At 70.8% G+C, this 20,531-nt stretch carries 18 protein-coding genes; 9 read left to right on the top strand and 9 right to left on the bottom strand.

Features of this window, described 5'->3' with window-relative positions; genetic code table 11:
• Positions 1-167 precede the first annotated feature (167 nt).
• The 3 genes from ACFQ6S_RS13975 to ACFQ6S_RS13965 form a co-directional block, all read right to left on the bottom strand.
• Entirely contained in the window at positions 168-956 is a 789-nt protein-coding gene (locus tag ACFQ6S_RS13975) for a S1 family peptidase (protein ID WP_383407806.1), read from the bottom strand.
• A gap of 221 nt (positions 957-1,177) precedes the next feature.
• Positions 1,178-3,997 carry an AAA family ATPase gene (locus ACFQ6S_RS13970; protein ID WP_383407803.1) on the bottom strand — a complete coding sequence of 940 codons (2,820 nt, stop codon included), beginning with the start codon at positions 3,995-3,997 and terminating at the stop codon, positions 1,178-1,180.
• Between the two features lie 219 nt (positions 3,998-4,216).
• Positions 4,217-5,047 carry a LuxR C-terminal-related transcriptional regulator gene (locus ACFQ6S_RS13965; RefSeq protein WP_383407801.1) on the bottom strand — a complete coding sequence of 277 codons (831 nt, stop codon included), beginning with the start codon at positions 5,045-5,047 and terminating at the stop codon, positions 4,217-4,219.
• A 124-nt stretch (positions 5,048-5,171) separates the two neighbouring features.
• On the opposite strand from ACFQ6S_RS13965, the gene ACFQ6S_RS13960 reads away from it, so the two are divergent.
• Positions 5,172-6,842: an AMP-binding protein gene (locus ACFQ6S_RS13960; protein WP_383407798.1), complete on the top strand. Its 1,671-nt coding sequence runs from the start codon at positions 5,172-5,174 to the stop codon at positions 6,840-6,842.
• Positions 6,839-8,434, top strand: a complete 1,596-nt coding sequence (locus ACFQ6S_RS13955) for an AMP-binding protein (RefSeq protein WP_383407795.1) — start codon at positions 6,839-6,841, stop codon at positions 8,432-8,434. Before ACFQ6S_RS13960 ends, ACFQ6S_RS13955 begins: the two co-directional genes overlap by 4 nt.
• A gap of 204 nt (positions 8,435-8,638) precedes the next feature.
• Here the strand turns inward: ACFQ6S_RS13955 and ACFQ6S_RS13950 are convergent, their stop codons facing one another.
• Both ACFQ6S_RS13950 and ACFQ6S_RS13945 read right to left on the bottom strand, forming a co-directional pair.
• A complete protein-coding gene (locus ACFQ6S_RS13950; RefSeq protein WP_383407792.1) occupies positions 8,639-9,142 on the bottom strand; it encodes a GNAT family N-acetyltransferase in 504 nt (167 codons plus the stop codon).
• Between the two features lie 41 nt (positions 9,143-9,183).
• The gene (locus tag ACFQ6S_RS13945; protein ID WP_383407790.1) at positions 9,184-9,876 is read right to left on the bottom strand and encodes a hypothetical protein; all 693 of its coding nucleotides are present in this window, start codon (positions 9,874-9,876) and stop codon (positions 9,184-9,186) included.
• A 159-nt stretch (positions 9,877-10,035) separates the two neighbouring features.
• On the opposite strand from ACFQ6S_RS13945, the gene gcl reads away from it, so the two are divergent.
• Positions 10,036-11,820, top strand: coding sequence for a glyoxylate carboligase (gene gcl / locus ACFQ6S_RS13940; protein WP_383407787.1), 1,785 nt, complete (start codon positions 10,036-10,038; stop codon positions 11,818-11,820).
• A 230-nt stretch (positions 11,821-12,050) separates the two neighbouring features.
• On the opposite strand, the gene ACFQ6S_RS13935 is transcribed toward gcl, so the two are convergent.
• The 4 genes from ACFQ6S_RS13935 to ACFQ6S_RS13920 all read right to left on the bottom strand — a co-directional run bounded on the left by ACFQ6S_RS13935 (position 12,051) and on the right by ACFQ6S_RS13920 (position 16,262).
• The gene (locus ACFQ6S_RS13935) at positions 12,051-12,290 is read right to left on the bottom strand and encodes a hypothetical protein (RefSeq protein ID WP_383407784.1); all 240 of its coding nucleotides are present in this window, start codon (positions 12,288-12,290) and stop codon (positions 12,051-12,053) included.
• A 393-nt stretch (positions 12,291-12,683) separates the two neighbouring features.
• Entirely contained in the window at positions 12,684-14,141 is a 1,458-nt protein-coding gene (locus ACFQ6S_RS13930; protein WP_383407781.1) for a catalase, read from the bottom strand.
• A 198-nt stretch (positions 14,142-14,339) separates the two neighbouring features.
• Positions 14,340-15,230 (bottom strand): 2-hydroxy-3-oxopropionate reductase, encoded by an 891-nt coding sequence (locus tag ACFQ6S_RS13925; RefSeq protein WP_383407778.1) that lies wholly within the window; start codon positions 15,228-15,230, stop codon positions 14,340-14,342.
• A 174-nt stretch (positions 15,231-15,404) separates the two neighbouring features.
• Entirely contained in the window at positions 15,405-16,262 is an 858-nt protein-coding gene (locus ACFQ6S_RS13920) for a TIM barrel protein (RefSeq protein WP_383407775.1), read from the bottom strand.
• 157 nt (positions 16,263-16,419) lie between these two features.
• Between ACFQ6S_RS13920 and ACFQ6S_RS13915 the strand changes: the two genes are divergently transcribed.
• The 6 genes from ACFQ6S_RS13915 to ACFQ6S_RS13890 all read left to right on the top strand — a co-directional run bounded on the left by ACFQ6S_RS13915 (position 16,420) and on the right by ACFQ6S_RS13890 (position 20,528).
• Positions 16,420-16,671, top strand: a complete 252-nt coding sequence (locus ACFQ6S_RS13915; protein ID WP_383407772.1) for a hypothetical protein — start codon at positions 16,420-16,422, stop codon at positions 16,669-16,671.
• Complete coding sequence (locus tag ACFQ6S_RS13910) at positions 16,668-17,036, top strand: helix-turn-helix domain-containing protein (protein ID WP_383407769.1); 369 nt, start codon at positions 16,668-16,670, stop codon at positions 17,034-17,036. Before ACFQ6S_RS13915 ends, ACFQ6S_RS13910 begins: the two co-directional genes overlap by 4 nt.
• Before the next feature lie 154 nt (positions 17,037-17,190).
• A complete protein-coding gene (gene uraD, locus ACFQ6S_RS13905; protein WP_383407766.1) occupies positions 17,191-17,700 on the top strand; it encodes a 2-oxo-4-hydroxy-4-carboxy-5-ureidoimidazoline decarboxylase in 510 nt (169 codons plus the stop codon).
• A gap of 7 nt (positions 17,701-17,707) precedes the next feature.
• Positions 17,708-18,103, top strand: coding sequence for a hydroxyisourate hydrolase (uraH, locus tag ACFQ6S_RS13900; protein WP_383407763.1), 396 nt, complete (start codon positions 17,708-17,710; stop codon positions 18,101-18,103).
• Between the two features lie 5 nt (positions 18,104-18,108).
• Complete coding sequence (gene pucL, locus ACFQ6S_RS13895) at positions 18,109-19,032, top strand: factor-independent urate hydroxylase (RefSeq protein WP_383407760.1); 924 nt, start codon at positions 18,109-18,111, stop codon at positions 19,030-19,032.
• Positions 19,033-19,151: 119 nt separating this feature from the next.
• Positions 19,152-20,528 (top strand): 8-oxoguanine deaminase, encoded by a 1,377-nt coding sequence (locus ACFQ6S_RS13890; RefSeq protein ID WP_383407757.1) that lies wholly within the window; start codon positions 19,152-19,154, stop codon positions 20,526-20,528.
• The last annotated feature ends 3 nt before the right edge of the window (positions 20,529-20,531 follow it).

Raw genomic sequence — 20,531 nt, 5'->3', positions numbered from 1 at the left:
GGGGGGGAAAGAAGGGGGGGGGGGGGGGGGGGGTGTGTGGGGGGGGGGGGGGGGGGGGAGGGGGGGGGGGGGGGGGGGGGGGGTCCCCCCCCCCCCCCCCCCCCCCCCCCGCCCCCTGGTCTCTCACCCGAGGTGTGCTCGGGAGACCTTCTGGACGACGTTCCCGGTCAGGACTCGACCTGCTCGGTCACCTCGTCCGAGAACGTGGTCAGCCGGGTGTAGACACCCGGGTAACCGGCCTGGGCGCACCCCTCGCCCCAGGAAGTGATGCCTGCCAGGACGCCCCCGATGAGCAGGGGACCGCCGCTGTCGCCCTGGCAGGTGTCGACGCCACCGGAGGTTTTTCCGGCGCAGACCATGTCGGACGCGATGAAGTCCGAACCGTAGGAGCTGGAACAGCTGGAGTTGGACACGGTCGGGACGGTCGCCGTGCGCAGCTGGTTGGAGGAGCTGCCGTTGGAGGAGGTGGTGCCCCAGCCGAGGATGCGGGCGGTGGTGCCCGCGGCGTACACGCCCGTGTCCGAGGAGTCGACGTACGAGGCCGGGGTGTACGACATCGACGTGGACAGGGTCAGCACGGCGACGTCGTTGCCCTCGGTGACGTCCTGGTAGTCCGGGTGGATCCAGATGTCGCTGACCCGGCTGACCGTGCCGTTGGTGCCGTTGAGGTAGGTGCGGCCGCCGACGACGCGGACGCTGGACGTGCTCTCGCCGACCATGCAGTGGGCCGCGGTGACGACCTTGGTGGCGGAGACCAGCGTGCCGCCGCAGAACTGGTTCTGCGAGGCGTCGGTGATCTGCATCATGAACGGGTACGCGGTCGTCGTGGTCGTCGAACCGCCCACGATGCGCGAGTCGGCGGCCTCAGCGGTGGGGGCGCTGAGCAGAGCCGCCGCGGCGGCGGCGACCGTGGCCGCCACGGCGGCGGTCTTTCTGGCACGGGTGAGCCCGAACATGAGACTCCTCATTGGGGATTGCCGGTGGGGGGTCGCGCGGGTGTGGGGGGTGTGCACGGGGGTCGCGGGACCGACCCCCGTGTGCCCGGCGAGCGGCACATCCATAAGGTAGGTCCCGGAAGTTCCCCTTCCCAATGAGGGAACCCCCTAAGGGAGTTGGGCAGGGAAAACCCTCGGTCGGGTATCGCCAAACCTGCGCGCACCGACAAGGACGGGTGAACTCACGTCGTGCGGCGCCCCGCTGCCAGTCTGACGATGTCGACCCGCGATCGGATCCCGAGCTTGCGGTACACGCGGGTCAGAGTCGCCTCGACCGTCTTGACGCTGATGAACAGGCGCGCGGCGATCTCCCGGTTGGTCGCCCCCTCCATGACCAGCGCGGCTACCTGACGCTCCATCGAGGCGAGCCCGTCCAGCCCGTCCAGCCCGTCCGGGGTGGCGGCGGGGGCGGGGGCCGCCTCCGCGGGACGCGCGGCGGTCGCCGCCTCGACCCGCCGCAGCCAGGGCAGCGCCCGGCAACGGCGGAAGAGCCGGGCCGCCTCGTCGTACGACGCCGGGCCCGAGCCCGAGGTGCGCAGCCGGGCCAGCGCGAACGCCGCCCGCGCCTCCTCCAGGCCGTAGCCCAGCTTGGCGAGCCGGTCCTGCGCCGACGTCAACTGGGCGAGGGCGGCGTCCTGTTCGCCGTGTGCCGCGCGGACCAGCGCCTCGGCCCGGTCCAGCACGGCCAGCACGCTCTCCCGGTCAAGCCGCTGCGCCAGTTCGCGCGTGACGTCGATGACGTCCTGCGCCTCCGTCAACTCTCCGCAGCGCACCAGGGCCTCGGCGAGGTCGCCGTGCCAGCGGCCGCGCGCCGGATCGGTGATGCCGAGGCTCTGCTCCACCTCGCGCACCCGGCGCAGTGAACGCACCGCCGCCTCCGTGTCCCCGGCCACCAGCTGGGCGTGGCCGAGCGCGGCCAGGGCGCGGGAGACATACATCTGGTCGCCGACCTCCTCGGCGTGCTCCACCGCTTCCCGGGCCAGCGCCAGCGCCCGGTCCACCTCCCCGCCCGCGGCCTCCGCGAGCGAGGTCAGCACGGCGGAGGCCACCTCGCCGATGCCGGTGTCGCGGGCGAGGCGCAGGCTCTCGCGGGCGAGGTCCAGGGCGCGCCCGCAGTGGCCGGAGTGCAGCTCGGTCTCGGCGACCCCGCGCAGGAAGTGCACCTCGCTCTCGACCCACCCGTGCCGGCGCACCTCGCGCAGCAGCGCGGTCACCGCGGCGCGCGCCTCGGGGAGCTGGTCGCTCATGATCAGCCAGCGGAAGCGGGAGTAGCCGGCCCCGTTGTGATGGCACGCCACCCGCGGGTCCTGGGGCTCCTCCAGCGCGCGCCGGATGGTCGCGGGGGCGTCCGGGTGCCCCATGAGGGTCTCGATCTGCGCCTGGAAGGCCAGCGCCATCAGCTCGGTGTACCGGTCGCCGGCCCGCGCGGCAAGCTCCGCCGCGTACCCGGCCTCCCGCCGGGCCTCGTCGAAGTCGCCCTCCACGAGCAGGGCGCGCCAGGTGAGTTGGTAGTGGACCAGGGCGAGCAGCTCGGGGTCGTCGCCCGCGTCGGCGAGGGCCTGCGGGAAGATCGAGTCGACCTCCGTCATGGCGTGGCCCGCCGTCTCGATCACCGCGATCCAGGCCCGCACCCGCTCGGCGGGCACGGCCGTGCGCGCGAGCACCTCACGGGCGATGTCCCGGGCGAGGTCCAGCTCGCCGGCGGTGATCGCGTCCTCGGCGGCCGCCAGCCGCAGGACGTCCGGGCTCGGCGTGCCGACCGCGGGGGTGTGCCGGGCGGCGAGCAGGGAGAGCTGCGCGGCCACCGAGGGCGCTCCCCGGTCCCGGGCCAGGGTCGCGGCCCCGGCGAGACGGGCGGCGACCTCCGGGTCGGTGCCGGTGGTCGCGAGCGCCAGGTGCCGGGCGCGTTCGATGGGATCGGAGGCGGCCGTGGACAGCGCGGCGTGCGCGGCCCGGCGCTCCTGCGCGGGCGCCTCCGCGTACAGCGCGGCGGAGATCATCGGGTGCGCGAACCGTACGGCGGGACCTTCGGGTTCGGTCGCCAGCAGCCCCAGTTCGGCCGCCTGGGCGGTCTCGGCCTCGGCGTTGTCCCGGCCGGCCGCGTGCAGCAGGGCCAGCGTGGGGCGGGCGCCGGCGCTGGCGACGAGGAGGGTGCGGCGGGCCTCCTCGGACAGCATCTCCAGGCGGTTGAGCACCAGGGCGCGCAGCGAGGTGGGCACCGGCAGGGGCTCGCCGGGCCGGGGCGGGGTGGCGTTCTCGGCGAGAGCGCGGCCCAGTTCGAGGGCGAACAGGGCGTTGCCGCCGCTGGTGCGGTGGATGTCCCGGACCGTGGAGCGGGGCAGTCCGGTGTACCCGCGGTGGTCGAGCAGGGCGGACATCTGGGCGCGGGAGAGCGGGCCCAGCCGTACGGCGAGGGTGTCCGGCGGGGACGCGCGTAGATGGCGGTCGTACTCCTCGCCCTCGGTCCGCACCGCGCACAGCATCCGCACCGGGGTGTCGCCCAGGCGGCGGGCGGCGAAGCCGAGCAGTTCGGCGCTGGCCGGATCCAGCCACTGGAGGTCGTCGGCGACGACGAGCACGGGGCCGCTGTCGGCGAGGGCGCGCAGGGCGGACAGCACGGCCAGGCGCAGGGCGAGGCCGTCGCGTTGGAGGGTGGACTCGCCCCGGCCGGTGAGTGCCGACTCCAGGGCGGTGAGCTGGGCGGCGGGGAGCCGGTCGGAGACCTCGTCCAGGACCAGACCGAGGAGGTCGGCCAGGGCCAGGAAGGGAAGATGGGATTCCGACTCCGTGGGCGAGCAGCGCAACACGGTGCGCGCCGCCCCGCCGTATTCACCGGCCAATGCCCGCAGGACCGTCGACTTCCCAATTCCGGCAGGTCCGTGAAGCAGCACGCTGCCGCCCCGCCCGAGCTGCTCACGCGCGGCGGTGAACAGCTCCTCCCTGCCGATGACCTGGTCGGGGCGGCATCTGGCAGGCTCCTTGAAGTCCCGTCGCACGGTCACCGCTCCCCTCCGTGTGTCGTGTCCGGGCCAATATTAGGCAACAGTTCTTTGAAATTCGGACCGAGCGCGTCGTGAGGGAAATAACAGCGCGGCAGCATGGGGAAATTCAAAGCACGGATGAATGAATGAGGGGTTGTCGGGGTGGGCTGGACCACTGCCGCGATCCGCTGCTCAAAGGCGGCAGTTCCACGGCACTTCCACGGGAGCCCGACGGCAGCCCTAGGGCAGCACCCCCGCCCCACGCGCCGCCGCCACCGCCTCACCGCGCGTGTGGGCGCCCAGCTTCCGCATGGCCGACCGCAGATAGCCCTTGACCGTCTCCGCACGCAGCCCCAGCCGCTCGGCCGCGACCGCGTTCGTCGCGCCGGCGGCCACGCAGGCCAGCACGTCCAGTTCGCGCGGGGCCAGCTGCACGCCGTGCCCCGTGGGCCCCTCCGTCAGCAGGCCACAGGCATCCAGCAGCTCCGCCCGGACGGCGGGGTCACCGATGCGCGGGGCCAGGGCACGCAGCGCCGCGTGGGCCTCGCGGACCTGCTCCCACGCGGCACCCCGGTCGGGCGGCGCCGCCGGCGGCCGGGACGCCTCCAGCAGCCCCCGCACCTCCTCCCGCACCACCAGCGCCTGTTCCACGTCCCGCGCGGCCTCCACCGCCGCCGTCAGCGTGCGGTCGCCCAGCGGCTGGGCCGTGCGCAGGGCGCCGTACAGGACACCGCGCACCCGGCGCCGTACGACGACCGGGACCGCGAGCACCGAGCACAGCCCCTCCATCGCGACGGCGGCGTCGTACTCGTGGGTGATCTGCCGTGAGGCGGAGTAGTCCGTGACCGCGCAGGGGCGGGCGAGGGCGACGGCCTTGCCGCCGAGACCGTTGCCTGCGGTGACCGCGAGTCTGCGCAGGGAGTCGGTGGCCGTGCCGTTCAGTTCGCTGATGCGTATCCGCCGGTGGCCGGGCTCCACCAGGCCGCCGAAGGCCACGGGGAGTCCCGTCGCGCGGCGCAGGCGCACCAGCGCGCCTCCTATCTCCACCGATACGGCCGCGTCCACTGCCACGTACTCGCCCTTTCACTGCGGCGTTTGTGGAGCGCACACCCCCGTTCGGGGGTAGTGAGACCCACGTCACGGATTACACGATGACAGAGAGCCGCCCGGCAAGGTCCGGTACCTAGGAGGACAGATGACGACGGGGACGGAGTTGTTCCGCAGTGCGCGGGACTTCCTGCTGCAACATCGCGAGGACTACGCCACCGCGTACGAGGGCTTCGCCTGGCCCCGGCCCGAGCGCTTCAACTGGGCGCTCGACTGGTTCGACGTCGTCGCGGCCGGGAACGACCGCACCGCGCTGCACATCGTCGAGGAGGACGGCGACGAGGTCCGGCTGTCCTTCGCCGAGATGGCCGAGCGGTCGGATCGCGTCGCGAACTGGCTGCGCGCGCGGGGCGTCCGGCCCGAGGACCGCGTCCTCGTCATGCTCGGCAACCAGGCCGAGCTGTGGGAGACCGCCCTCGCCGCCATGAAGCTGCGCGCCGTCGTCATCCCGGCCACCCCGCTGCTCGGACCTGCCGACCTGCGCGACCGGGTGGAGCGCGGACGCGTCCGGCATGTGCTGGTGCGGGCCGAGGACACCGGCAAGTTCGACGACGTGCCGGGCCGCTACACCCGCATCACCGTCGGCGGGGCGCGCGAGGGGTGGCAGACGTACGAGGACGCGTACGGCGCCTCCGCCGAGTTCACGCCCGACGGGCCGACCGCGGCCGACGACCCGCTGATGCTCTACTTCACCTCCGGCACCACCGCCCGCCCCAAGCTGGTCGAGCACACCCACACGTCGTACCCGATCGGGCATCTGGCCACCATGTACTGGATCGGCCTCAAGCCCGGCGACGTGCATCTGAACATCTCCTCGCCCGGCTGGGCCAAGCACGCCTGGTCCAACCTCTTCGCGCCGTGGAACGCCGAGGCGACCGTCTTCATCCACAACTACACACGCTTCGACGCGGCCCGCCTGATGGCCGAGATGGACCGCGCGGGCGTCACCACCTTCTGCGCCCCGCCGACCGTGTGGCGCATGCTCATCCAGGCCGACCTGAGCGCATTGCGGACCCGGCCCCGCGAGGTCGTGGCGGCGGGTGAACCCCTGAACCCCGAGGTCATCGAACAGGTCCGGCGCGCCTGGGGCGTGACCATCCGCGACGGCTTCGGACAGACCGAGACCGCCGTCCAGGTCTCCAACAGCCCCGGCCAGCCCCTGAAGACCGGCTCCATGGGCCGCCCCAGTCCCGGCTTCCGGGTCGAACTCCTCGACCCGGTCTCCGGTGCCCCCGGTGCCGACGAGGGCGAGATCGCACTGGACCTCTCCGAGCGCCCCGTCGGCGTGATGACCGGCTACCACGGCGCCGCCGACCGTACGGCCGAGGCGATGGCCGGCGGCTACTACCGCACCGGCGACATCGGCTCCCGGGACGCCGACGGCTACATCACCTACGTCGGCCGCGCGGACGACGTCTTCAAGGCCTCCGACTACAAGATCTCCCCGTTCGAGCTGGAGAGCGCCCTGCTGGAGCACGAGGCGGTGGCCGAGGCGGCCGTCGTGCCCGCGCCCGACGAGCTGCGGCTCGCGGTGCCGAAGGCGTACGTCGTGCTGGCGGAGGGCTGGGAGCCCGGCGCCGACACGGCCAAGGTGCTCTTCGAGCACTCGCGGGAGGTGCTGGCGCCGTACAAGCGCATCCGCCGACTGGAGTTCGCCCCGCTGCCCAAGACCGTCTCCGGCAAGATCCGCCGCATCGAGCTGCGCGAGGCCACGGCCGCGGGCTCGGACGCCGAGTACCGCGAGGAGGACTTCCGGTGACCGCTGAACCGTCGTACACGCACGGGACGAGCGGGACGGTCCTGCTCGGGGACACGATCGGGGCCAACCTGGACCGGGCCGTCGCGGCCTGGCCGGACCGGGAGGCACTGGTCGACGTGCCCTCGGGACGGCGCTGGACCTACGCCCGGTTCGCCGCCGACGTCGACGAGTTGGCGTACGCCCTGCTCGCGAGCGGCGTCGCCAAGGGCGACCGGGTCGGCATCTGGGCGGTCAACTGCCCCGAGTGGGTGCTGGTCCAGTACGCCACCGCGCGCATCGGCGCGATCATGGTGAACATCAATCCGGCCTACCGCACCCATGAGGTCGAGTACGTCCTCAACCAGGCCGGCATCTCGCTGCTGGTCGCCTCCCTCCGTCACAGGACCAGCGACTACCGGGCGATGGTGGAGCAAGTGCGGGGCAAGTGCCCGCGGTTGCGGGAGACCGTGTTCATCGGGGACCCGAGCTGGGAGGCGCTGATCGCGCGGGCGGTGCCCGTCCCGTTCGAGGACCTGTCCTGCGACGACCCGATCAACATCCAGTACACCTCGGGCACGACGGGTTTCCCCAAGGGGGCCACCCTCTCGCACCACAACATCCTCAACAACGGTTACTTCGTCGGGGAGTTGATCGCGTACGGCGAGCAGGACCGGATCTGCATCCCGGTGCCCTTCTACCACTGCTTCGGCATGGTGATGGGCAATCTGGCCGCCACCTCCCACGGCGCCTGCATGGTGATCCCGGCCCCCTCCTTCGACCCCAAGGCCACGCTGGAGGCCGTCCAGCAGGAGCGCTGCACCTCGCTCTACGGCGTGCCGACCATGTTCATCGCGGAGCTGAACCTCCCCGACTTCGCGTCGTACGACCTGTCCTCCCTGCGCACCGGCATCATGGCGGGCTCGCCCTGCCCGGTCGAGGTGATGAAACGGGTGGTCGCCGAGATGCACATGGCGGAGGTCTCCATCTGCTACGGCATGACCGAGACGTCCCCCGTCTCGCTCCAGACCCGGATGGACGACGACCTGGCGCACCGCACCGGCACGGTCGGCCGCGTCCTGCCGCACATCGAGGTGAAGATCGTCGACCCGGCGACCGGCGTGACCCGGCCGCGCGGCGCGGCGGGCGAGCTGTGCACCCGCGGCTACAGCGTGATGCTCGGCTACTGGAACGAGCCCGAGAAGACCGCCGAGGCCGTGGACGCCGGCCGCTGGATGCACACCGGTGACCTCGCGACGATGCGTGACGACGGCTATGTGGAGATCGTCGGCCGGATCAAGGACATGATCATCCGGGGCGGCGAGAACATCTACCCGCGCGAGATCGAGGAGTTCCTGTACGCCCATCCCAAGATCGCGGACGTCCAGGTCGTCGGGGTGCCGCACGAGCGGTACGGCGAGGAGGTGCTGGCGTGTGTCATCCCGCGCGATCAGGGTGACCCGCCGACACTGGAGGAACTGCGGGCCTTCTGCGAGGGGCGGCTCGCGCACTACAAGATCCCGAGCGGGCTGCGGATCCTCGACTCCTTCCCGATGACGGTGTCCGGGAAGGTGCGGAAGATCGAACTGCGGGAGCGGTACGCCACGGGCGGCTAGGGGCTGTCCGGCGGATCGGGCCGGCTGCAGGAAACAGCACAGACTGGCCGAGCCGAGCGGGGTCATGGGGGAGCGTGCAGCTGCAAGGCGGAGGAGGGCGCCGACGCGGAACGTCGGCAACTGACGACAACGCGGCTGGGGGTCCCCCCTCTGGGGGAGTGCGTGCCAGACCCCGCGACGCCGGCATGATCCGCCGGACAGCCCCTAGTCACGGCGCATACAGACGCGGGGCCATCTGTCGAGGCCGAGTTCCCTCTCATGGGCACGGATCTTCCGCAGTCCCGGGGTGAGCTCGGCCTCTTCCAGTACGCGGAAGCCGAGCCGCTCGTAGTACGGCGCGTTCCAGGGGACCTCGGTGAAGGTGGTCAGGGTGAGACCGGTCAGGCCCTCGTCACGAGCGCGGTCGGCGGCGTATGAGAGGAGACCGCGTCCTATGCGGCGATGGGCGAAGTCCGGGTGGACCGAGACCTGCTCGACGTGGAGGGCGCCGTCGACCGGATCGCAGATCGCATAGGCGACCGGGCGGTCGTCGTCGTCCACCGCGACCCAGTTGCGGCCCGCCAGGCGATAGCCCTCCAGGACCTCCAGCGCGGGCGGCTCGTCCTCGGCGATCCACGCCATGCCCACGTCCCGGAAGGGCGCGCCCGCGGCGCGTTCGATGTCCTGGAGAGCCGGAAGGTCGTCGGCGCCGGCCGGTCGGATGCCCATCCACCGAGTGTCGGGAGGGAACGGCGTGCCGGGCAAGCGCATTACGCGGCGCCCGTGGCGTCCAGGTCGTCGGCGAGGGTGTTGACCGGCTGGGGCGTGCCCGTGAGGTCGAGGACGAAGAGCGGGACGCCCAGGGTGTCGGCGCGGGCGCGGGCGGCGGGGGAGTACCCGGACAGGGTGAAGTAGACGCAGGGGACGGACTCCGTCATGGCCGTCAGCCACAGGCACTCGACATCCCGCAGCGAGGCCGGCTGCACGGTCGGGTCGACCTGGGCGAGCAGGCCGTCGGCGGAGATACCGACGCCGGACGTGGGGCGCTGGCCGGCGCGGCGGATGTCCCGGTAGCCGAGCCAGCGCAGATAGACGGCCGCCGCCGTCACCGCGTCGTGGGCGGTGCGGATCGTGATGGGCTGGAAGACCCGGCGCGCGGCGGGAGCCTGCGGCTGTGCCGCGTCGTCCGCGGCCGACCGCGCCACCGGGACGAGCAGTACCGTCCCGCAGGGGCAGCCCAGCTCCGGACGGGGCCACTCGCCCTCGCGACCGCACTCCGTACACCGCACGCCGACCCATTCGTCGTCCCAGGCGCGATGGGCGACGGCCGTCGCCGTTCCGTGCGGGTCCAGGGGCGGCGCCACGGGCGCCCCGCACTCGCAGGGATAGGCGGGCGCCGCGTAGATGTGCTCGCGTCGGCAGGCCGGACAGCGCACGGACACGCTCTCGGACATGGCCCTCATGGTCCTCCAAGAGACCCTGGCTTGTCTCTCTCTTGACGGCATTCACGGTCCCTCCTACATTACTTCCAGATAGTAGAAATAAATTTCCACAATACGGAAGAGACTCACCCGCGGGGCGCGACGGGAGTGCGAATCCGACAGCCGAAGCAGGAGTACTCAATGGCTCGTATGACCGCTGCCCGAGCGGCAGTCGAGATCCTCAAGCGCGAGGGTGTCAGCAACGCGTTCGGCGTGCCGGGCGCGGCGATCAACCCCTTCTACGCGGCGCTCAAGGCCTCGGGGGGCATCCACCACACCCTCGCCCGCCATGTAGAGGGCGCCTCGCACATGGCGGAGGGCTACACCCGCACGCACCCCGGGAACATCGGCGTCTGCATCGGTACGTCCGGCCCGGCCGGCACCGACATGATCACCGGCCTGTACTCCGCGATCGGCGACTCCATCCCGATCCTGTGCATCACCGGCCAGGCCCCGACCGCCGTGATCCACAAAGAGGACTTCCAGGCCGTCGACATCGCCTCGATCGCCAAGCCGGTCGCCAAGATGGCGGTGACCGTCCTGGAGGCCGCGCAGGTCCCCGGCGTCTTCCAGCAGGCGTTCCACCTGATGCGCTCCGGCCGGCCCGGCCCGGTCCTCATCGACCTGCCGATCGACGTCCAGCTCACGGAGATCGAGTTCGACCCGGAGACCTACGAGCCGCTCCCGGTCTACAAGCCCGCCGCGTCCCGTGCCCAGATCGAGAAGGCGATCGGGATGCTGAACGCGTCCGAGCGGCCGCTGATCGTCGCGGGCGGCGGTGTCATCAACGCGGACGCCGCCGAACTGCTGGTCGAGTTCGCGGAGCTGACGGGCACTCCGGTCGTCCCCACCCTCATGGGCTGGGGCGTCCTCCCCGACGACCACGAGCTGAACGCCGGCATGGTGGGTCTGCAGACCTCGCACCGCTACGGCAACGCGACCTTCCTGGAGTCCGACTTCGTCCTCGGCATCGGCAACCGCTGGGCCAACCGCCACACCGGCAAGCTGGACGTCTACACGGCTGGGCGCAAGTTCGTCCACGTCGACGTCGAGCCCACCCAGATCGGCAAGATCTTCGCCCCGGACTACGGCATCGCGTCCGACGCCAAGGCGGCGCTGCAGCTGTTCGTCGAGGTGGCACGGGAGTTGAAGGCGGCCGGTAAGCTACCCGACCGCTCGGCGTGGGCGGCCACCGCCCAGGAGCGCAAGGCGACCCTCCAGCGCCGTACGCACTTCGACGACATCCCGATCAAGCCGCAGCGCGTCTACGAGGAGATGAACAAGGCCTTCGGACCGGAGACCCGGTACGTCTCCACGATCGGCCTCTCGCAGATCGCGGGCGCCCAGATGCTGCACGTCTTCAAGCCGCGGCACTGGATCAACTGCGGCCAGGCGGGCCCGCTCGGCTGGACCATCCCGGCCGCGCTGGGCGTGGCGACGGCCGACCCGGAGGCACAGGTGGTCGCCCTGTCCGGCGACTACGACTTCCAGTTCATGATCGAGGAGCTGGCGGTCGGTGCCCAGCACAGGATCCCCTACGTCCATGTCCTGGTGAACAACTCCTACCTGGGCCTGATCCGTCAGGCGCAGCGGGCCTTCGAGATCGACTTCCAGGTCAACCTGGAGTTCGAGAACATCAACTCGCCCGAGCTGGGCGTCTACGGCGTCGACCACGTCAAGGTCGCCGAGGGCCTCGGCTGCAAGGCGATCCGGGTGACCGACCCCGCGGAGCTCGGCGCCGCCTTCGAACAGGCGAAGAAGCTCGCCGCCGAGTTCCAGGTCCCGGTGGTCGTCGAGGCCATCCTGGAGCGGGTCACCAACATCTCCATGTCGACGACCAACGACATCAGCAACGTCGTCGAGTTCGAGGAGATCGCGACGGAGCCGGGTCACGCGCCGACGTCGATCAAGACGCTGAAGGTCTGACGCGTCACGTCCGCGTCCACCGAGTCCGCTCGGCGAGGGGCGGTCCGACCGAAAGGTTGGGCCGCCCCTTTCCGTGTGCCCCCGTCGAGGCCCGCCGCCCCCGTGCCGGCGGGCCCCGTGTGAGGAGAATGTGCCCGCGGCGGGGGGCGGTTGAAGCCTCCTGGCGCCTGTTCAGAGGTTGATCTGAGGATTCCGTAGCCGACGTACGCCCGGTGGTGTACGCGCGTCGCCTACTCCTCGTGGTGCTCCGACAGCCCCGGCCAGTCGTCGGGGCCGCCGCCCTGCCAGTCGATGAAGTCGCTCTCCGCCACGTCGGTGACGTACAGGTCGGCGAGCCGCAGGATCTCGCCTACGTCGTCGACATGCGTGGCGATTCCCAGTGTCGCGTCGCCCTCGGTGACCCGCCGGGACCCGTCCAGGGCCGGGGCGTGCACCACGACGTGCGGATGCTCCGTCGGATCTGCTGCCATGCCTTCAGCCTCCTGCGAAAGGACCGCTCGCGCACCCCGGACGCCGAAGAGCGCCGAGTACGGGGACCGTCCGTACCCGGCGCTCTTCAGCCGGTGAGGTATTCGGTTGTGGCCGTCCGACGGTGCGAGGCTGGGCGCGACAGGACGTTCGCGCCGCCGGACGGTGTCTGGGGCTTGGGACCGCGGCGGCAGCGATGGAACCGGGGCTCCTTCCCTCTGGTCGAAGAAGGAGGCCGGGACCTTCACCACCGCACTGGCTCGCACGCCGCCGCGGTCCTCGCGTTGCCCGCGCCCGTTCCGGGCGACCACCCCTCATCCGGGTCGACCGGTGTGGCGCGGGCGGTTGCGTCCGGCTCATGACCTCCCGTCAGGAGACGGACGCAGTCCGGGGGTTCAGTCCTCGCGCAGGGCGCGGACCGCCTCCTCCACGCGCTTGCCGTACTCCGGGTCGGCGGCGTGGAAGTGGGCCAGGTTCTTCTCGATCACATCGTCGCGGGAGACCTGGGAGAGGCCACCGGCGATGTTGGCGATCAGGCGGGACCTCTCCTCGGCCGACATCAGGCGATACAGCTCGCCGGCCTGGAAGAAATGGTCGTCCTTGGTGTGCAGCGGGGCCTCGTGGGTGCCGGTGTGGCCGGTGACCGCCAGCGGGGCCGACAGCGGGCGGCCGGTCTCGACCGGGCCGTCGTAGGAGTTCGGCTCGTAGTTCTTCGCCCCGCGGCCCTGGGCGTTGGCCGCCATCAAGCCGTCACGGCCGTAGTTCTGCGCCGTCGTGGCCCTCGGGGCGTTCACGGCCAGCAGGGTGTGGTTGACGCCCAGACGGTAGCGGTGGGCGTCCGCGTAGGCGAACAGGCGGCCCTGGAGCATCTTGTCGGGGGAGGGGCCGATGCCGGGGACGAAGTTGTTCGGGGAGAACGCGGCCTGCTCGACCTCGGCGAAGACGTTGTCCGGGTTGCGGTCCAGGACCAGCCGGCCCACGCGCCGCAGCGGGTAGTCCTTGTGCGGCCAGACCTTGGTCAGGTCGAACGGGTTGAAGCGGTAGTCCGCCACCTCGGCCGCCGGCATGAGCTGGACGTAGAGCGTCCAGGACGGGTGCACGCCCCGCTCGATGGCCTGGAGCAGGTCCGTCTGGTGCGAGTTGGCGTCCTTGCCGGCGAGCTCGGCGCCCTGCTCGGCGCTCAGGCTGCGGATGCCCTGGTTCGTCTTGAAGTGGTACTTGACGAAGAAGGCCTCGCCGTCGGCGTTCGTCCACTGGTACGTGTGCGAGCCGTAGCCGTTCATGTGGCGGTACGACGCCGGGATGCCGCGGTCGCCCATCAGCCAGGTCACCTGGTGCGTGGCCTCGGGGGCGTGCGCCCAGAAGTCCCAGACGTTGTCCGGCTCCTGGCGGCCGGTGAACGGGTCTCGCTTCTGCGAGTGGATGAAGTCGGGGAACTTGATCGGGTCCTTGATGAAGAACACCGGGGTGTTGTTGCCGACGAGGTCGTAATTGCCCTCCGCCGTATAGAACTTGACCGCGAAGCCGCGCGGGTCGCGGACCGCGTCCGCACCGCCGAGGCTGTCGGCCACGGTCGAGAAGCGCAGGAACACCTCGGTCCGCCTGCCCACCTCGCTCAGGAAGTCGGCGTGGGTGAAGCCGGTGACGTCGTCGGTCACCTCGAAGTGACCGTACGCGCCGCTGCCACGGGCGTGCACCACGCGCTCCGGGATGCGCTCGCGGTTGAAGCGGGCGAGCTTCTCCAGGAGATGCTGGTCCTGGAGGAGGAGCGGGCCGCCGACGCCGGCGGAGGCTGAGTTCTGGTTGTCGGCGACCGGGGCGCCGGACTCGGTCGTGAGCACGCGCTTCGACATCGGGGACCTTCCGTGCGGGTGTCAGCGGAAAGCTGTTTCCGCTTCGTGGAGCCTAGGAGTGGGGTGATCTGAACGTCAACAGTTTGTTGAATTGAATCAACGTTCTGTTGAAGGTGATTCCGGGCCGCGGCGCCGCCTGGGCGCGACAGGACAGTTGTCAGCGGCGCCGCGACCCGGAAGTCTGTGGCAGGGCCAGGCTCAGACCTGGGCGCCGGAGAGGCGCTCCACGGCCCGCAGCAGGGCCGAGTGGTCCAGGCCGCCGTCGCCCTGCGCGCGCAGGGACGCGACCAGCTGCGCGACCACGGCGCCGACCGGCAGCGCGGCGCCGACATTGCGGGCGGCGTCCGTGACGATGCCCATGTCCTTGTGGTGCAGGTCGATACGGAAGCCCGGCTTGAAGTCGCGCTTCAGGAAGTTGTCCTTCTTCCGGGTCAGCACGGTCGACCCGGCCAGGCCGCCGTTGAGGACGTCCAGCGCCGCCTGGAGGTTCACGCCGGACTTCTCCAGGAAGACCACGGCCTCGGCGCACGCCTGGATGTTCACGGCGACGATCAGCTGGTTGGCCGCCTTCACGGTCTGACCCGAACCGTGCGGACCGCACAGCACAATGGTCTTGCCGAGGGCGTCGAAGATCGGCTTGGACTGGTCGAAGTCGGCCTGCTCGCCGCCGACCATGATCGACAGCACGGCCTCGACGGCGCCGGCCTCGCCGCCGGACACCGGGGCGTCCAGGACGCGGATGCCCTTGTCCTTGGCGGCCTTCGCCAGGTCGACCGAGGTCTGCGGGGTGATCGAGGACATGTCGATCAGCAGGGCGCCGGACTTCGCGTTCTCCAGGATGCCGTCGGGGCCGTAGGAGATGGCCTCGACGTGCGGGGAGGCCGGGACCATCGTGATGACGACGTCGGCGTCCTTCACGGCCTCGGCGATCGAACCGGCGACCGTGCCACCGGCGGCGGCCAGCCGGTCGAGCTTGTCCTGCTCCAGAGTGAAGCCGGTGACCTGGTAACCGGCCTTGATCAGGTTCTCGGACATGGGGGAGCCCATGATGCCGAGGCCTATCCAGGCGATCTTGGGGAGGGTGCTCATGTTGGGGTACCTCTCTGAACTGCGGTGGTACGTCTGCGAATTGGCGCCGGTACGGCACTTCTCGGCGTCGGTCGGTGAAATCCGGCCCGTTGGGGGTGCCCCCTCTGGGGGAGTTTGAGGACGAGGCCCGTTCACGGCCGAAGGAGGGGGGCGGCAACCCCGGAGACGGCCGCCTCAGCGGGCGGCGCGCTGCTCCGGCGGCAGCCAGCCGAAGGCCTCCGCGCTCGGGCGGTCGCCGGGCTTGTACTCCAGGCCCACCCAGCCCTCGTAACCGGCCTTCGTCAGCTGGTCGAGCAGCTCCTCCAGCGGCAGTGCCCCCGTGCCCGGCGCGCCACGGCCCGGGTTGTCGGCGATCTGGACGTGGCCGGTCTTCGAGGCGTACTGCTCGATCACCGCCGGCAGGTCCTCGCCGTTCATGGACAGGTGGTACAGGTCCATGAGGAAGCGGGCGTTGTCGAGTCCGGTCGCCTTGTTGACCTGGTCGACGACGCCGACCGCGGCCGGTGCCGAGACCAGCGGGTACAGCGGCGACTCGGGCTTGTTCAGGGCCTCGATCAGCAGGATCGCGCCGATCCGGTCGGCCGCCCGGGCCGCTAGGGCCAGGTTCTCCAGCGCGAGCGCGTCCTGCTCGGCCGGGTCCACGCCCTCGACGCGGTTGCCGTACAGGGCGTTGAGCGCCTTGCAGCCCAGCGAGGCCGCGAAGTCCGCCGCCACGTCGATGTTGGCGCGGAACCGCTCCGACTCCTCGCCGGGGACCGACAGGGCGCCGCGGTCGGGGCCGGGCAGCCGGCCGGCGTAGAAGTTCAGGCCGGTGAGCTGGACATCCGCGTCCTCGATCGCCCGCTTCAGGGCGTCGAGCTCGGACTGCTCGGGGGTGGGGGAGTCGATCCAGGGCCACCACAGCTCGACCGCGGTGAAGCCGGCCGCGGCGGCGGCCGCGGGGCGCTCCAGGAGCGGGAGTTCCGTGAAGAGGATCGACAGGTTGACGTTGAAGCGCTGCTCTGCGGCTGTGTCCCATGTGAAACCTGGCATGTCGCCGGCGCTCCCTTCCGTTTGTCGAGATTCCATATAGCGGAAGTTAGTTTCTGCGTACTGGAAGATTGCCGTCGGGTGTCGTGGCTTGTCAAGGGGGCTCGTAGCGGCGACGAGGGGGCTGCCCGAACATTCGCGCGCGCGTTAGGTTGAGCGCGTGCGATTGAGAGTGGAGTTCACGACCGAACCCTTCGACCTCGACGAGGCGCCCGCGCATGCGGTGGTCGCCCGTGAGGTCGTCGAGGCTGCCGAGCTGGACGCGGTGGATGTCGGCCCGTTCGGCAACACGGCGGAGGGCGGGGCCGACGCCGTGCTCACCGCCGTGGACGCCCTGCTGCGCAAGACCCTGGAGGCCGGTGCCACCCGGATCTCGCTCCAGGTCAATGTGGTCGGGGAGGGCGGGGAGTGACCGGCACCGGGGACGAGACCTTCATCGCGGCCGTGAAGCCGCTGGTCGACGCCATGGGCGGCGAGATACTCCCGCCGGACGAGGCGGGACCCGAGGATGTCGTGCTCTCCTGGGAGGGCACCGACGTCGTCGCCGTGCGCCTGCCCCAGCTCGCCGACTCCCTGGATCACATCCTGGCCGCCATGGAACGCAGGCAGGGCCGGCCGCTGGCCGACCTGGACCGCAAGGACAAGCAGGAGGTCGTGCGGATACTGGAGGCGCGCGGCGCCTTCTCCGTGCGGCACGGTGTGGAGACCGTGGCGAGCGCGCTCGGCGTCAGTCGCTTCACGGTTTACAACTACCTCAACCGTGAGAAGGGTGCCTGAGGCGGCCTGAATCGGGAGCAGGGGCGCCGGCGGCCTCCCATCCGGTTTCGGTACCGCGAATTTTCAACAAAGTGTTGACGTCTCCTCGCCGTAGGGCGTTAGCTATCGGCACGCCCGTTCAGTACGAAGGCCCTTCGCGGCCACGGAGGCTCCCGTGACGTCGAATTCCACGCCCCCGGGCCTGGCCCGGTTCAACGCCCTGGAGGAGCACGCGGCCCACGCCGCTCTCCACGAGGCGTGCGCCTCCACCACCTGGGTGAAGCTGCTGCTCGCCGGCCGCCCCCATGCCTGCGCCGACGACCTCTACGCCGCCAGTGACGCCGCCATGGCCGAGCTGACCGCCGAGGACCTGGCCGAGGCCATGGCCGGGCACCCGCCGATCGGCCGCCCCAAGCCGGGCGACCCGACCTCGGCCCGGGAGCAGCGCGGCATGGCCGGCGCCTCCGAGGAGCTCAAGGCGGAGCTGCTGGACCTCAACCTGGCCTACCAGGACCGGTTCGGCCATGTCTTCCTGATCTGCGCCACCGGCCGGACCGGCGAGCAGATGCGCGACGCGCTCAAGGAGCGGATCGGCAACTCGCCGGAGCAGGAGCGGGAGATCGTCCGCACCGAGCTGGGCAAGATCAACCGTATCCGGCTCGCCCGCATCGTCGAAGAGGACTGACAGCAGCATGAGCACCAGCACCACGGCCTCCGTGTCCACGCACATCCTGGACACCAGCATCGGCCGCCCCGCCGAGGGCGTCGCCGTCCAGCTCACGGCCCGCAGCGGCCGGGATGCGGACTGGCAGGCGCTCGGCGGCTCCGCGACCGACGCGGACGGGCGGTGCAAGGACCTTCCGGCGCTGCCGGAGGGGACCACACACGTACGGCTCGACTTCACGGTGGAGCCGTATTTCGAGAACAAGCAAGCCGATGCGCAGCAGGACGCCCCCGCGAATCGGGACAGCGGGCGTGGTGTGTTCTTCCCGGAGGTGGCGATCACGTTCGCCGTCGTGCCGGGCGAGCACTACCACGTACCGCTGCTGCTCAACCCGTTCGGCTACTCCGTTTACCGAGGGAGCTAGCAGACATGCCCACGATCCTGGGACAGAACCAGTACGGCAAGGCCGAGAACCGAGTCGTAAAGATCACGCGGGACGGCGCCACCCACCACATCAAGGACCTGAACGTCTCCGTCGCCCTCTCCGGCGACATGGACGAGGTCCACTACTCCGGCTCGAACGCCAACGTCCTGCCGACGGACACCACCAAGAACACGGTGTACGCCTTCGCCAAGGAGCACGGCATCGAGTCCGCCGAGCAGTTCGGCATCCACCTCGCCCGGCACTTCGTGACCTCGCAGGAGCCGATCCAGCAGGCCCGGATCCGCATCGAGGAGTACTCCTGGGAGCGGATCGAGGCCTCCGACGCCAACTCGCAGTTCATCGGCGCCGACGAGGTCAAGCACTCCTTCGTCCGCAAGGGCCAGGAGACACGGGTCACCCAGATCACGTACGACGGTGAGAAGTGGGAGGTCATCTCCGGCCTCAAGGACCTCGTCGTGATGAACTCGACCAACTCCGAGTTCTGGGGCTACGTCAAGGACAAGTACACGACCCTCAAGGAAGCGTACGACCGGATCCTCGCGACCCAGGTCTCCGCCCGCTGGCGGTTCAACTGGACCGACGACGAGCAGCGGATGCCCAACTGGGAGAAGTCGTACGAGCAGACCAAGAAGCACATGCTCCACGCCTTCGCCGAGACCTACTCGCTGTCGCTGCAGCAGACGCTGTACCAGATGGGCTCGCGCATCATCAACAACCGCAGCGAGATAGACGAGGTCCGCTTCTCCCTCCCGAACAAGCACCACTTCCTGGTGGACCTGGAGCCGTTCGGGCTGAAGAACGACAACGAGGTGTACTTCGCCGCCGACCGCCCCTACGGCCTGATCGAGGCCACGATCCTGCGGGACGGCTGCGAGCCGAAGATCCCCGTGGACCTCACCAACCTCTGATCCTCCCCCCCTTTCGGCACCCGTGACCGGGGAACCCGCCTCCCCGGTCACGGCACTCAAAACTCCCAGGGCCCTGCCGTGCCCTCTCCCCAGAGTCCACTGAGCGAATAGGACGAATCATGGCAGCAGCCCAGCGCATCGTCATCGAGAACTGTTCGATCGCGACCGTCGACGCGCACGACACCGAGTACGCGACCGGATACGTCGTCATCGCCGGCAACCGCATCGAGGCGCTCGGCGCGGGCAAGGCCCCCGAAGGCCTGGACAACGTCGTACGCCGCATCGATGCCACCGGGCATCTCGTGACCCCCGGCCTGATCAACACCCATCACCACTTCTACCAGTGGATCACCCGGGGTCTGGCCACGGACCACAACCTCTTCAACTGGCTCGTCGCCCTCTACCCGACGTGGGCGCGCATCGACGAGGAGATGGTGCGCTCGGCCGCGCAGGGCTCGCTGGCGATGATGGCCCGGGGCGGCGTCACCACCGCCATGGACCACCACTACGTCTACCCGCAGGGCTCCGGCGACCTGTCCGGGGCGATCATCGGCGCCGCCCGCGACATGGGCGTCCGCTTCACCCTCGCCCGCGGCTCCATGGACCGCAGCGAGAAGGACGGCGGGCTGCCGCCGGACTTCGCCGTCGAGACCCTCGAAGGCGCGCTGGCCGGGACCGAGGAGACCGTCAAGCAGCACCACGACGCCTCCTTCGACGCCATGACCCAGGTCGCCGTCGCCCCCTGCTCCCCCTTCTCCATCTCCACCGAACTGCTCCGGCAGGGCGGCGAGCTGGCCCGCCGCCTCGGCGTGCGCATGCACACCCACGGCTCCGAGACCGTGGAGGAGGAGAAGTTCTGCCACGAGCTGTTCGGCATGGGCCCGACCGACTACTTCGAGTCCACCGGCTGGCTCGGCGAGGACGTGTGGATGGCGCACTGCGTCCACATGAACGACTCCGACATCGCCGCCTTCGCCCGCACGAAGACGGGTGTCGCCCACTGCCCCTCCTCCAACGCCCGTCTGGCGGCCGGCATCGCCCGCGTCCCCGACATGCTGGCGGCCGGCGTCCCGGTCGGCCTCGGCGTGGACGGCACCGCCTCCAACGAGTCCGGCGAACTGCACACCGAACTGCGCAACGCGCTGCTCATCAACCGCCTCGGCGCGCACCGCGAGGCCGCCCTGAACGCCCGGCAGGCGCTGCGGCTCGGGACGTACGGCGGTGCCCAGGTGCTCGGCCGGGCCGCCGAGATCGGCTCGCTGGAGCCGGGCAAGCTGGCCGACCTGGTGCTGTGGAAGCTCGACACGCTCGCGCACGCCTCCATCGCCGACCCGGTGACCGCGCTGGTCTTCGGTGCGGCCGCCCCGATCACGGCGTCGTTCGTGAACGGCCGGCAGATCGTCGAGGACGGGCGGCTGCTCACGGCCGACGAGGACGCGATCGCCCGCTCGACCCGCCAGGAGGCGCAGCGGCTGGCGCGGATCGCCGCGCAGTAGGGC

The sequence above is a fragment of the Streptomyces sp. NPDC056479 genome (assembly GCF_042795335.1).
Taxonomy (GTDB): Bacteria; Actinomycetota; Actinomycetes; order Streptomycetales; family Streptomycetaceae; genus Streptomyces.
Note: the sequence above shows the minus strand (reverse complement) of the source record. Positions and strands in the feature narration are given on the sequence as shown.